10 protein-coding genes are annotated in these 13,106 nt (G+C 56.8%); 7 read left to right on the top strand and 3 right to left on the bottom strand.

All coding sequences use genetic code 11. From position 1 onward, the window contains the following. The first annotated feature begins 91 nt into the window (after nt 1-91). The 4 genes from pepA (at nt 92) to QOT07_RS02365 (ending at nt 5,857) form a co-directional block, all read left to right on the top strand. Complete coding sequence (gene pepA, locus QOT07_RS02380) at nt 92-1,603, top strand: leucyl aminopeptidase (protein ID WP_012005018.1); 1,512 nt, start codon at nt 92-94, stop codon at nt 1,601-1,603. Nucleotides 1,604-1,687: 84 nt separating this feature from the next. Next, nucleotides 1,688-2,137, top strand: coding sequence for a DNA polymerase III subunit chi (locus tag QOT07_RS02375; protein WP_012005017.1), 450 nt, complete (start codon nt 1,688-1,690; stop codon nt 2,135-2,137). Nucleotides 2,138-2,150: 13 nt separating this feature from the next. Further along, entirely contained in the window at nt 2,151-5,027 is a 2,877-nt protein-coding gene (locus QOT07_RS02370) for a valine--tRNA ligase (RefSeq protein ID WP_283602500.1), read from the top strand. 326 nt (nt 5,028-5,353) lie between these two features. Next, nucleotides 5,354-5,857: a GNAT family N-acetyltransferase gene (locus QOT07_RS02365; RefSeq protein WP_099065048.1), complete on the top strand. Its 504-nt coding sequence runs from the start codon at nt 5,354-5,356 to the stop codon at nt 5,855-5,857. A gap of 55 nt (nt 5,858-5,912) precedes the next feature. Here the strand turns inward: QOT07_RS02365 and QOT07_RS02360 are convergent, their stop codons facing one another. Beyond that, complete coding sequence (locus QOT07_RS02360) at nt 5,913-6,920, bottom strand: acyltransferase family protein (RefSeq protein WP_261427680.1); 1,008 nt, start codon at nt 6,918-6,920, stop codon at nt 5,913-5,915. Nucleotides 6,921-7,272: 352 nt separating this feature from the next. On the opposite strand from QOT07_RS02360, the gene QOT07_RS02355 reads away from it, so the two are divergent. Then, nucleotides 7,273-8,880 (top strand): GMC family oxidoreductase, encoded by a 1,608-nt coding sequence (locus QOT07_RS02355; RefSeq protein WP_283602499.1) that lies wholly within the window; start codon nt 7,273-7,275, stop codon nt 8,878-8,880. Between the two features lie 23 nt (nt 8,881-8,903). Here the strand turns inward: QOT07_RS02355 and miaE are convergent, their stop codons facing one another. Next, nucleotides 8,904-9,668 carry a tRNA isopentenyl-2-thiomethyl-A-37 hydroxylase MiaE gene (gene miaE, locus QOT07_RS02350; protein WP_085119538.1) on the bottom strand — a complete coding sequence of 255 codons (765 nt, stop codon included), beginning with the start codon at nt 9,666-9,668 and terminating at the stop codon, nt 8,904-8,906. A 44-nt stretch (nt 9,669-9,712) separates the two neighbouring features. Continuing rightward, nucleotides 9,713-10,141, bottom strand: a complete 429-nt coding sequence (rraB, locus tag QOT07_RS02345) for a ribonuclease E inhibitor RraB (protein ID WP_099065051.1) — start codon at nt 10,139-10,141, stop codon at nt 9,713-9,715. A gap of 163 nt (nt 10,142-10,304) precedes the next feature. On the opposite strand from rraB, the gene argF reads away from it, so the two are divergent. Together argF and QOT07_RS02335 are read left to right on the top strand one after the other, a co-directional pair. Beyond that, complete coding sequence (gene argF, locus QOT07_RS02340) at nt 10,305-11,324, top strand: ornithine carbamoyltransferase (protein WP_261416142.1); 1,020 nt, start codon at nt 10,305-10,307, stop codon at nt 11,322-11,324. 211 nt (nt 11,325-11,535) lie between these two features. Continuing rightward, nucleotides 11,536-13,104, top strand: coding sequence for an ABC transporter substrate-binding protein (locus QOT07_RS02335; RefSeq protein ID WP_283602498.1), 1,569 nt, complete (start codon nt 11,536-11,538; stop codon nt 13,102-13,104). The last annotated feature ends 2 nt before the right edge of the window (nt 13,105-13,106 follow it).

The raw sequence follows: 13,106 nt of genomic DNA, 5'->3' as shown, positions 1-13,106 counted from the left end.
ATAACTCGTTAACTCAATGGCGGGAGATCGTTACGGAGTGCGTCATTCTAGCCGTAGCGCCTGCCTTTGTCTTTAAGATTCAGGAGAGTGCATGGAGTTCAGTGTAAAAAGCGGTAGCCCGGAAAAACAGCGCAGTGCCTGTATTGTAGTCGGCGTTTTTGAACCGCGCCGCTTGTCCCCTATCGCAGAACAACTCGACAAAATCAGTGATGGTTATATCAGCGCTTTGCTGCGCCGTGGCGAACTGGAAGGTAAAGTCGGGCAGACGTTACTGCTGCACCATGTACCTAACATTCTCTCCGAACGCATCCTGTTAATTGGCTGTGGCAAAGAGCGCGAGCTCGATGAACGCCAGTACAAACAGGTGATTCAAAAAACCATCAATACCCTTAACGATACCGGCTCCATGGAAGCGGTCTGCTTCCTGACCGAGCTGCACGTGAAAGGCCGCAACACTTACTGGAAGGTGCGTCAGGCGGTGGAAACCGCAAAAGAAACGCTCTACACCTTCGATCAGCTGAAAAGCAACAAAGTGGAGCCACGTCGTCCGCTGCGCAAGATGGTGTTCAACGTGCCGACCCGTCGTGAACTCACCAGCGGTGAACGTGCGATCCAGCACGGGCTGGCGGTGTCTTCCGGCATCAAAGCGGCGAAAGATCTCGGCAATATGCCGCCGAACATCTGTAACGCCGGTTACCTGGCCTCACAGGCTCGCCAACTGGCAGACGCCTTCAGCACCAACATCACCACCCGCGTCATCGGCGAACAGCAGATGAAAGAGCTGGGGATGAACGCCTATCTGGCGGTTGGCGCTGGTTCGCGTAACGAATCATTGATGTCGGTGATGGAATATAAGGGCAACCCGAACCCGGACGCTAAGCCAATTGTGCTCGTCGGTAAAGGGCTGACCTTTGATGCCGGCGGCATCTCGATCAAACCTGCCGAAGGCATGGACGAGATGAAGTACGACATGTGTGGCGCCGCCACCGTGTACGGCGTGATGCGCGTAGTGGCGGAACTGAACCTGCCGCTGAACGTGATTGGCGTGCTGGCCGGCTGTGAAAACATGCCGGGCGGCAGCGCTTATCGTCCGGGCGACGTGCTGACCACCATGTCCGGCCAGACCGTCGAGGTGTTGAACACCGACGCCGAAGGCCGCCTGGTGCTGTGCGACACCCTGACCTACGTCGAGCGTTTCGATCCGGAGCTGGTGATTGACGTTGCCACCCTGACCGGCGCCTGCGTGATCGCGCTGGGCCACCACATCACCGGCCTGATGTCGAACCACAACCCGCTGGCGCACGAACTGATCGGCGCGTCCGAACAGGCCGGCGACCGTGCGTGGCGCTTGCCGATGTCCGACGAGTACTACGAGCAGCTGGACTCCAACTTTGCCGATATGGCGAACATTGGTGGCCGTCCGGGCGGGGCTATCACTGCGGCCTGCTTCCTGTCGCGCTTTACCCGCAAGTACAGCTGGGCACACCTGGATATCGCCGGCACCGCCTGGCGCTCCGGCAAGGCCAAAGGGGCCACCGGTCGTCCGGTCGCCTTGCTGTCTCAATTCTTGTTGAACCGCGCCGGGTTAAACGGCGACGATTAAATCTGAGTGGTAATTCAGGTATAATCCCGAGGGGCACAGCATGCTGTGCCCCTACACTTTTTATAGGCAGCGGTGAATCAGACCATGAAACAGGCAACGTTCTATCTAATCGAACACGCGGAACCCGCAGGTGCGCTCAGCGCGCATGAGGCCGTGGCCTGCGCCGTTGCAGCCGAACGCTGGCGCTCCGGCAAGCGGGTGTTGATCGCCTGCGAGAGTCAGGAACAGGCCCAGCGGTTGGACGAAGCGCTGTGGCAGCGCGATCCACACCAGTTTGTGCCACATAACCTGGCCGGTGAAGGCCCGCATTACGGTGCCCCGGTCGAACTGTGCTGGCCCGGCAAACGCGGTAACTCCCCGCGTGACCTGCTGATCGCCCTGCTGCCGCAGTTTGCAGATTTTGCTACTGCTTTCCATGAAGTGGTAGACTTCGTCCCATACGAAGACACCCTGAAACAGTTGGCGCGCGACCGATATAAAGCTTATCGCAGCGTCGGCTTCCATTTGACCACGGCCACGCCGCCAACTCACTGAACAACGATATAAAATGGAAAAGACAAACAGTCACCTCGATACCGCCTACGACCCGAAAGAGATCGAACAGAAGCTGTACGATCACTGGGAAAACCAGGGTTACTTCAAGCCCAATGGCGATACCAGCCAGGAAAGCTTCTGCATCATGATCCCGCCGCCGAACGTCACCGGCAGCCTGCACATGGGGCACGCCTTCCAGCAGACCATCATGGACACCATGATCCGCTACCAGCGCATGCAGGGTAAAAACACCCTGTGGCAGGCCGGTACCGACCATGCCGGTATTGCTACCCAGATGGTGGTTGAGCGCAAAATCGCCGCAGAAGAAAACAAAACTCGCCATGACTATGGCCGCGACGCGTTCATCGACAAAATCTGGCAGTGGAAGGCAGAATCCGGCGGCACCATCACCCGTCAGATGCGCCGTCTGGGCAACTCCGTGGACTGGGAGCGCGAGCGCTTCACCATGGACGAAGGCCTGTCCAACGCGGTACGCGAAGTGTTTGTCCGCCTGCACAAAGAAGATCTGATCTACCGTGGCAAGCGCCTGGTGAACTGGGATCCAAAACTGCGCACCGCTATCTCCGATCTGGAAGTGGAAAACCGCGAGTCCAAAGGTTCCATGTGGCACCTGCGCTACCCGCTGGCCGACGGCGCTAAAACTGCCGAAGGCAAAGATTACCTGGTGGTCGCCACCACCCGTCCGGAAACCGTGCTCGGTGATACCGGCGTGGCCGTGAACCCGGAAGATCCGCGCTACAAAGATTTAATCGGCAAAGAAATCCTTCTGCCGCTGGTTGGCCGCCGCATCCGCATCGTCGGTGACGAACACGCCAATATGGAAAAAGGCACCGGCTGCGTGAAAATCACCCCGGCGCACGACTTTAACGACTACGAAGTCGGTAAACGTCACGGCCTGACGATGATCAACATCCTGACTTTCGACGGTGATATCCGTCAGGAAGCGGAAGTGTTCAACACCCTCGGCGAAATCTGCACCGACTACTGCAACGAAATCCCAGCCCAGTTCCGTGGCCTGGAGCGTTTCGCGGCGCGTAAAGCCGTGGTAGCCGCCTTTGAAGAGTTGGGCCTGCTGGAAGAGATCAAACCGCACGACCTGACGGTGCCTTACGGCGACCGCGGCGGCGTGGTGATCGAACCTATGCTGACCGACCAATGGTACGTGCGTACTGCCCCGCTGGCGAAAGTGGCGGTGGAAGCGGTTGAGCAAGGCGAGATCCAGTTCGTGCCGAAGCAGTACGAAAACATGTACTTCAGCTGGATGCGTGACATTCAGGACTGGTGTATCTCGCGTCAGCTGTGGTGGGGTCACCGTATCCCGGCCTGGTACGACGTGAACGGCAAAGTCTATGTTGGCCGCAACGAAGAAGAAGTGCGTAGCGAGAACAGCCTGGGCCCGGAAGTGGTGCTGAACCAGGACGAAGACGTGCTGGACACCTGGTTCTCTTCCGGCCTGTGGACCTTCTCTACCCTGGGCTGGCCAGAGCAGACCGACGCGCTGAAAACCTTCCACCCGACCAGCGTGATGGTCAGCGGCTTCGACATCATCTTCTTCTGGATTGCGCGCATGATCATGCTGACCATGCACTTTATGAAGGATGAAAACGGCAAGCCACAGGTTCCGTTCAAGACCGTCTACATGACCGGTCTGATCCGCGACGACGAAGGGCAGAAGATGTCCAAGTCGAAAGGTAACGTGATCGACCCGCTGGACATGGTTGACGGCATCTCGCTGGAAGACCTGCTGGAAAAACGCACCGGTAACATGATGCAGCCGCAGCTGGCGGAGAAAATTCGCAAGCGCACCGAGAAGCAGTTCCCGAACGGCATCGAACCGCACGGCACCGACGCCCTGCGCTTCACCCTGGCGGCACTGGCTTCCACCGGCCGTGACATTAACTGGGACATGAAGCGCCTGGAAGGCTACCGCAACTTCTGTAACAAGCTGTGGAACGCCAGCCGCTTTGTGCTGATGAACGCAGAAGGCCAGGACTGTGGCTTCAACGGCGGCGAGAAAGTGCTGTCGCTGGCGGATCGCTGGATCCTGGCTGAATTCAACCGTACGGTGAAAGCTTACCGCGAAGCGCTGGACACTTACCGCTTCGATCTGGCTGCCAACATCCTGTACGAATTCACCTGGAACCAGTTCTGTGACTGGTATCTGGAACTGACCAAGCCGGTAGTGACCAACGGCAGCGAAGCGGAACAGCGCGGCACTCGCCATACGCTGATCACCGTGCTGGAAGCCCTGCTGCGCCTGGCGCACCCGGTGATCCCGTTCATTACCGAAACCATCTGGCAGCGCGTGAAAACCCTGACCGGCGAAACCGCAGACACTATCATGCTGCAGCCGTTCCCAGAGTACGACGCCGCGCTGGAAGATACGCAAGCGCTGAACGACCTGGAGTGGATCAAGCAGGCAATCACCGCGGTACGTAACATTCGTGCCGAGATGAACATTGCACCGAGCAAACTGCTGGAAGTGCTGCTGCGCAACTGCAACCCCGACGCTGAGCGCCGCGTGCAGGAGAACCAGAGCTTTATTCAGCGTCTGGCGCGTCTGGAGTCGATCGCCCTGCTGCCTGCCGGTGACAAAGGCCCGTTGTCGGTCACCAAACTGGTGGACGGTGCCGAGCTGCTGATCCCTATGGCCGGCTTTATCGATAAGGACGCCGAGATTGCGCGTCTGTCGAAAGAGATGGGCAAGCTGGATGCGGAAATCGCCTCGATCGAAGGCAAGCTGTCTAACGAAGGGTTTGTGGCGCGTGCGCCAGAAGCCGTGGTCGCCAAAGAGCGCGAACGTCTGACGGCCTGCAAAGAAGGCAAAGTGAAGCTGCAGGAACAGCAGGCGACCATCGCCGCACTGTAATCTGTCGGTTCGCTGCAACAGCTGAAAACAGCGGGGATTTCCCCGCTGTTTTTTTATCGCCGTTGCATCCGGCCCGCTTAAGATGTTATTACAAGGTTCACCCTATAGCTTTCAAGTTGCAGCTAGGCGCCCAGCTCGCTCATCCCCAGGCGCTTACTCAGGTAAGTAACTGGGGTGAACGAGTGCAGGTAACAACGCTGCAACTTGAAAGATGACGGGTATTAATGCTGCATGGACGCCGCCGGGATATAAACTCGGCGCGTTTTTGTCTGCAACAAAAATGAAATTTCGGAACCACTAAGGTTCTTCTTATGGCGAGTGTAAATATGACAACAGCAACCCCAGTACGTCTTCTGGTGCGCCCAATAACGGCTGATGATAATGCCGCTATTGCTAATGTCATTCGCGAAGTCTCCGCCGAGCACGGTTTGACAGCGGACAAAGGCTATACCGTTTCCGACCCCAATCTGGACGTCTTGTATCAGCTCTACAGCCTGCCACGCAGCGCTTACTGGGTGATAGAAGTCGACGGCAAGATTGCCGGGGGTGGCGGTGTTGCGCCGCTGCAGGGCGGTGAAGACGATATTTGCGAATTACAGAAAATGTATTTCCTGCCGGTTTTACGCGGCCAGGGCCTGGCAAAACGCCTGGCGCTGCAGGCACTGGAGTTCGCCCGTCAACAGGGTTTCCGCTGTTGTTATTTAGAAACCACCGCCAGCCTGACGCAGGCCATCGGCCTGTATGAGCATCTGGGCTTTGAGCATATCGACCAGGCGATGGGCACCACCGGCCACGTCGACTGTGAAGTCACCATGCTGAAGACGCTGTAATCTTGCTACTGCGCCCGCGGTAATAACGGGCGCAGCATGCAGCGCCCCTACGCCCTTACCCCGCCTTCTGCTCTTTCCCCGTCACCCCGCCCTTGATAGCCAACTCAATCCGGCTCAGCACCAGGCTGGTCAGGTACGACACCGCAATTAACAACAGCAGGATCAGCGGCGTATAGCGCGGCGCAAAGATCAGCTTTTGAGTGAAGTAATAGCAATAAAAACTGTGGGTCAGCCACATGTACAGCGAATGCTTGCCCAGCTCGCTCACCACCCGGTTCACCGTACTGCCCAGCCCATCGGCGGTTTTCATCAGCGCGATAATAAACAGCGGTGTCACCAGCAGCAGCCCCGGGTTATGGGCGACAATAAACACGGCCACCGTCACCATCAGCAAAATCAGCGGATGGGTGCGGCTCAGGGTGGTGATCAGTTTCGCCAGCCACGAGTTCGGTGGCATTTTCTGGCTGCGGCCAAACACCATGCCAAAGCCAAACGGCAGCAGCCAGGTGCAATATTCGATCAATACTTCTGGCGCCCAAGCGACATACTGCAACCCCTTGCCACACAGCGCCGCCAAAAACAGCAGCCCCAGCAATGGGCCGATATTCAAGCGCGATAACAGCGGCAAAGAGAGCACGTACAAAACATAGAGTTTAAAGAACCACCACTCGCTGTTATAAGTGGATTTAATGCCAATCAGGTTTTCGAAAAACAGCGACGGCGACAGGGAATATCTTTCACCCGGAAAGAAAATGATGCCGATCGGCACAAAGATAAACAGCACTATCCAGTAGCTGATATATAAGTTTTTCAGCTTGCCCCAGATATATTTAAACGAGACTTCTTTTTTCAGCGAGAATCCGTAACCGGAGAGAAACAGGAACATCGACACGCAAATCTTGCCGAACAGGCCAACAAACATCTCAATATCGACGCTGTTAACCATATGATAAACCGGGATATCCGGACTAATACGGCTCGGATAGGCAAACAGGTGATGGATTAACATCAGAATGATGGCAATCCCTTTTAAATAATTAGATTTATTAATCGAAATTTCCATATTTCTTAATATCTTATCCAATAACAGGTTTCGCCATCATATAGCAGCTATTTTGCTCTGACACCTTCTTTCCAGATCGGATAAGTCTCATATTTAATATTCCTTTAAGAAACAATGCGCCGGGTATTTATAAAACCCCAGGTTTTCCTCGCCAGCCCATATCGCTCAGAAAAACCAACAAAACATTAATATCGTTATATTGTTTTTTATTCATAAAAATCATGTATATAATAAAAATTACAAATATTTTTTGTGATATTCATTAACAAATTAATGAATTCAAATTGACCTGCCGCCCGCTTGCGATACTCTGCCAACACAGGCTCATGCCGCAATCGCACAGGGAGCAGTCATGTCGGAAAACGCTTTTGATTACATCATTGTCGGCGCAGGGTCCGCCGGCTGCGTACTAGCGGCGCAGTTGATCCGCCGCACTCAGGCACGGGTGCTGCTGCTGGAAGCCGGTGGCGACGACAATAACCTGTTTATCAAGATGCCGGCCGGCGTGGCGAAGATCATCGCCAAAAAAAGCTGGCCGTATGAAACCGAGCCGGAGCCGCATGCCAATAACCGCCGCATGCAGATAGCCCAGGGTAAGGTGCTGGGCGGCAGCAGCTCGGTCAACGGCATGATCTATATTCGCGGCCAACGACAGGATTACGACGAGTGGGCCGATCGTTATGGCTGCATCGGTTGGGGCTATCAGGACGTACTGCCCTACTTCAAACGCGCCGAGGCCAACGAAAGCCTGTCGGATGCCTATCACGGCGGCGAAGGTCTACTGCCGGTCAGCGAGAACCGCTATCGTCACCCGCTCAGCATGGCGTTTATCCGCGCCGGTCAGGAGCTGGATCTCCCCTACCGCAACGATTTCAACGGCGACGGCCAGCACGGCGTCGGTTTCTACCAGACCACCACCCACAATGGCGAACGCGCCAGCACCGCACGCACTTACCTGAAAGCGGTGCGAAACGAACAGCGGCTGGTGGTGAAACTGAATGCGCTGGTGCACCGGGTGGTGTTCGATAACAACGTCGCCACCGGCGTGGTGTATAGCCAAAACGGCGGCGCCGAAGTCACCGCTCATGCCACACAGGAAGTGATCCTCAGCGCCGGGGCGGTAGGATCGCCGAAGATCCTGATGCTGTCCGGCATCGGGCCTCGTGAACATCTGCAACAGTTGGGTATCGAACCGCTGGCGGATCTGCCGGTGGGCAAGAACTTCCACGATCACCTGCATATGTCGATCAACGTCAGCACCCGCGAGCCGATCAGCCTGTACGGCGCCGATCGCGGCCTGCAGGCGCTGCGTCACGGCACCGAATGGCTGGCATTCCGCAGCGGCGTACTGAGTTCAAACGTGCTGGAAGGCGCCGCCTTCACCGACAGCCTGGGTGACGGCAGGCCAGACGTACAAATCCACTTCCTGCCGCTGCTCGACAGCTGGGACGACGTGCCCGGCGAACCGCTGCCCAATATCCACGGCTTCACGCTCAAGGTCGGTTATCTGCAGCCGAAGGCACGTGGCGAAGTGTTGTTGCGCAGTCGCGATCCCAAAGATCCGGTGAAACTACACGCCAACTACCTCGGCCACCCGGAAGATCTGGCCGGCAGCGTGCGTGCGGTGAAGTTCGGCCTGCGTTTCCTGCAAACCGCCGCGCTCAAACCGATTATCAAAGATCTGCTGATGCCACAGCCGGCTTGGCTGAACGATGAGGCGCAACTGGGAGAGTTCGTGCGCAACTTCTGCAAAACGGTATATCACCCGGTGGGCAGCTGTCGCATGGGGCAATCTCCGCAGGACTCGGTGACGGATTTACAACTGCGGGTGCACGGTTTTGAACGGCTGCGGGTGATCGACTGCTCGGTGATGCCACAGGTGACCAGCGGCAATACCAATGCGCCGACCATCATGCTGGCGGAAAAAGCGGTGGATTTGTTGCTGGGCGCGCCGGAATAACATCATTCACGGGTGCCCGGCAATCAGGCGGTGACGGGCACGCCGCTGTGGAAGCGGAACTCGCTGTCCGGGGTTTGGATCAGCGCCGCTTCGATACGACCAAAGTGGGCCACTCGCTCGCTGATATCGCCACCGGCAATCTGTTCGGCCAATGTCAGGTAGTCCTGGTAGTGGCGCGCTTCGGAGCGCAGCAGCGAAACATAGAAGCGGTTTAGCTCGTCGTCCAGGTGCGGTGCCAGCCGGGCGAAACGTTCGCAGGAGCGCGCTTCGATATAAGCACCGCAAATCAGTTTATCAATCAGCGTGACCGGATCGTGGGTGCGGATCTCACGGATCATGCCTTTGGCATAGCGGCTGGCAGTGATTTTCTTATACGGGATCTGCCGCGCCAGCATGATCTCCAGTACCTGCGAGAAATGATGCAGTTCTTCTTTGATCAGCAGCACCATTTTATCTGCCAGATCCTGACCATAGGCCGAGCCGTTTTTCGGCAGGATCTTGCGGGTGAAATTGTTTTGCTTGAACAGCGCTTCCGGCACGCCCTGCGCTTCATGCAGAAACGCCTCGTAAGGCCTGAGCAGGGCCAGCAGCGCATCGCCGCTCTCCTTGTCCGCCACGTAACGACGGATCAACCACATGCCGGTCTGCGCGGCTTTTAACTCACACACCATATGGTCGGTCAGCAACAGCGGCAGGTTTTCCGGGCGACGCGCGGCGTCAATCCAGGCGTCTGGGGTTTCACAGTGCAGGAAGTTTAAAATCGGGGCTAACAGGGATTGGTATTTCATCGGCTCTTATCAGAGGGCCGGCTAGCGCCGGCCCACAGCGTTTATTAATGGCGTTTACCGTCGTCGTCTTCGTCGATGAAGTCACCTTCTTCTTCTTCATCGTCGCCTTCTTCGCCGTTCGGATCTTCGAAGTAGGTGCCCCAGCCGTCGTAGTTAACGCCACAACGTGCCGCCAGCGCCACCAGCTGCTCGACCTGAGCGTCGATCACTTCGGCGTTCAGACCCACTTCGCTGATCACGTCACAGCACATCACCAGGGTACCGTCTTCCACTTCCAGCTCTTCGGCGTCGGTCACTTCAAAGCCTAACTTGAAGGCTTCGACAGCGGCTTTCTCCAGCACTTCAAACTTCTCGGCAGAGAGATGGTGTTCAATGGTGTAGAGCGCCTCTGGATCGCTGCCGTCTTCCAGCAGTTCTTCGATGATCAGGCGGGTCTCTTCACGTTGTTCGTCTAGCTGTTCGCTGTTTGCCATGCCTATATCCTCAAGTCAAATGGCCTGTATTGCGCCTATTTTCACACACCGTCGGCATTGCTTCCACGATAAACGTGAAAGATTTCCACTGCGGGGTTGAAATTGAATATTCATACATATAAAGTGAATTTAAATTCAATTTAAACGGTAAGGATATACGGCAATGAGTAGCATAAACCCGTTCTACAAACGTCACTTCCTGAGATTAATGGATTTCACCCCGGCGCAACTGCAAGCGCTGCTGAAACTGTCGGCCGATTTGAAGCTGGCCAAGCAACAAGGCAAGGAAACCCGCCACCTGCAGGGCAAAAACATCGCGCTCATCTTCGAAAAAGACTCGACCCGTACCCGATGCTCTTTCGAAGTTGCCGCATTCGATCAGGGTGCTCAGGTCACCTATCTCGGCCCAAGCGGCAGCCAGATTGGCCATAAAGAGTCGATGAAAGACACCGCCCGCGTGCTGGGTCGGATGTATGACGGTATTCAGTATCGGGGTTACGGCCAGCATCTGGTGGAAACCCTGGCCAAACATGCCGGGGTGCCGGTGTGGAACGGGCTGACCAACGAGTTCCACCCGACGCAGTTGCTGGCGGACCTGCTCACGGTGCAGGAACATCTGCCGGGCAAGCCGCTGAACGAGGTGAAATTCGCTTACCTCGGCGACACCCGCAACAATATGGGCAACACTCTGCTGGAAGCCGCCGCGCTGGCCGGTATGGATCTGCGTCTGGTCGCACCGAAGGCCTGCTGGCCACAGCCGGAGCTGGTCGCCGAGTGTCAGGCACTGGCGAAACAGACCGGTGCCAAGATCACCCTGACCGAAGACATTGCCGAAGGGGTGAAAGACGCGGACTTCCTGTACACCGACGTCTGGGTGTCGATGGGTGAGCCGAAAGAAACCTGGCATGAGCGTATCGGGCTGCTGAAACCCTATCAGGTCAATATGGCGATGGTGAAACTGACCGGTAACCCGAACGTCAAGTTCCTGCACTGCCTGCCGGCATTTCACGATGACCAAACCACCCTCGGCAAGCAGATGGCGGAACAATACGGGCTGCACGGCGGCATGGAAGTCACCGATGAAGTGTTCGAATCGGCGCACAGCGTGGTATTCGATCAAGCAGAAAACCGCCTGCACACCATCAAGGCGGTGATGGTCGCTACCCTGAGCGAAACCTTCTGACACCCGCGCGGGTTTACAGACCCGCGCCCTCCTTTCTGCCAATCCCAGGCATTACGTCTAAGATGTTTAAAGCATATCAAATAGCCGATTAACCTTTGTCAGCCACCGGCAAAGGTTCTACCGTGCATGCTGACGGCGAAACGCCGCGAAAACTAACGATAACAAAGACTTCTCGGCACCGGAGCCCGCGGTGCATTCAGGGGAAATATCAATGAAAGCCAAAGTCCTGCCGCTGTTAATTCTTGCCGCACTGTCCACCGCCACGCTGGCTGCCACGCCACCCAATACATTGGTGGTAGTGCAATCGCTGGACGATATCGTCAGCCTCGATCCGGCGGAAGCCAATGAACTGTCCAGTATCCAGACCGTGCCGAGCCTGTATCAGCGGTTGGTACAGGCGGATCGCGACGATCCGGCGAAGGTGGTACCGGTGCTGGCAGAAAGCTGGCAGGGCGACGCGGCAGCCAAAACCCTGATCATCAAACTGCGCCCACAGGCGGTATTTGCCTCCGGTAACCCATTGACCGCCGATGACGTGATCTTTTCCTACAGCCGCGCGGTGAAGATGAACAAGTCACCGGCGTTTATCCTCAACGTACTCGGCTGGCAGCCGGATAACATCGATGCACAGCTGAGAAAAATCGACGAACATAGCCTGCAACTGAGCTGGACGGCTGACGTCAGCCCGGCGGTGGCGCTGAACATTCTCTCCACGCCGATCGCCTCGATCGTCGATAGCAAGGCGGTGCAGCCCAACGCCAAAGACGGCGACTACGGCAACGCCTGGTTGAAAATGCACTCCGCAGGTAGCGGGCCGTTCAAAATGCGCGTCTACCAGCCGCATCAGGCGATCGTGCTGGATGCCAACCCGACGTCGCCGGGCAGCAAGCCGCTGCTGAAAAGCATCATCATTAAAAGCGTGCCGGACTCTGCCACCCGTCGTCTGTTGATCCAGCAGGGCGACGCTGACGTGGCACGCGAGCTTGGCCCGGACCAAACCGTGGCGCTGAAGGGGCAGCCGGGTGTGAAGGTGCTGGAGATCCCATCCGCCGAGCAAAATTATCTGGTGTTCAACACCGGCAATACCGCCAATCCGCTGCTGAAAAACCCGGCCTTCTGGGAAGCGGCGCGCTATCTGATCGACTATCAGGGCATCACCAAAGATCTGCTGAAAGGCCAGTACTTTGTTCACCAGAGCTTCCTGCCGGTCGGCTTGCCGGGGGCGCTGAAAGACAACCCGTTCAGCTTTGATCCCGCCAAGGCCAAGGCTATCCTGGCCAAGGCCGGTATCACCAACGCCGCACTGACGCTGGACGTGGAGAACAAGCCGCCGTTTATCACTATCGCTCAGGCGTTGCAGGCCAGCTTTGCCGAGGGCGGCGTGAAGCTGGAACTGTTGCCGGCCGCCGGCAGCCAGGTCTATTCGCGGGTACGCGCTCGCCAGCATCAGGCCGCGATCCGTTTGTGGATCCCGGACTACTTTGACGCCCACTCCAACGCCAGTGCCTTCGCCTATAACGACGGCAAGACCAGCACCGTAGCGGGCCTCAATGGCTGGCAGATCCCGCAGTTAAGCCAACAAACATTGGCAGCGGTGGCCGAAGCCGATCCGGCCAAGCGCACCGCGCTGTATACCGCTATGCAGCAGGAGCTGCAGCGCAGTTCGCCGTATGTGTTTATCGATCAGGCCAAAACCGAAGTGGTGCTGCGCGATAACGTCAAAGGTTACCAGCAGGGCCTGAATGCCGACATGGTCTACTACGATCGCGTCAGCAAGTAAGC

This window comes from Serratia proteamaculans (genome assembly GCF_949794035.1).
In the GTDB taxonomy this organism is placed as follows: domain Bacteria; phylum Pseudomonadota; class Gammaproteobacteria; order Enterobacterales; family Enterobacteriaceae; genus Serratia; species Serratia proteamaculans.
This window is presented reverse-complemented; position numbering and strand designations above follow the sequence as displayed.

Coding starts and splice junctions, on each gene's coding strand:
- pepA (WP_012005018.1), top strand. CDS start 92: ATGGAGTTCAGTGTAAAAAGCGGTAGCCCGGAAAAACAGCGCAGTGCC.
- QOT07_RS02375 (WP_012005017.1), top strand. CDS start 1,688: ATGAAACAGGCAACGTTCTATCTAATCGAACACGCGGAACCCGCAGGT.
- QOT07_RS02370 (WP_283602500.1), top strand. CDS start 2,151: ATGGAAAAGACAAACAGTCACCTCGATACCGCCTACGACCCGAAAGAG.
- QOT07_RS02365 (WP_099065048.1), top strand. CDS start 5,354: ATGACAACAGCAACCCCAGTACGTCTTCTGGTGCGCCCAATAACGGCT.
- QOT07_RS02360 (WP_261427680.1), bottom strand. CDS start 6,920: ATGGAAATTTCGATTAATAAATCTAATTATTTAAAAGGGATTGCCATC.
- QOT07_RS02355 (WP_283602499.1), top strand. CDS start 7,273: ATGTCGGAAAACGCTTTTGATTACATCATTGTCGGCGCAGGGTCCGCC.
- miaE (WP_085119538.1), bottom strand. CDS start 9,668: ATGAAATACCAATCCCTGTTAGCCCCGATTTTAAACTTCCTGCACTGT.
- rraB (WP_099065051.1), bottom strand. CDS start 10,141: ATGGCAAACAGCGAACAGCTAGACGAACAACGTGAAGAGACCCGCCTG.
- argF (WP_261416142.1), top strand. CDS start 10,305: ATGAGTAGCATAAACCCGTTCTACAAACGTCACTTCCTGAGATTAATG.
- QOT07_RS02335 (WP_283602498.1), top strand. CDS start 11,536: ATGAAAGCCAAAGTCCTGCCGCTGTTAATTCTTGCCGCACTGTCCACC.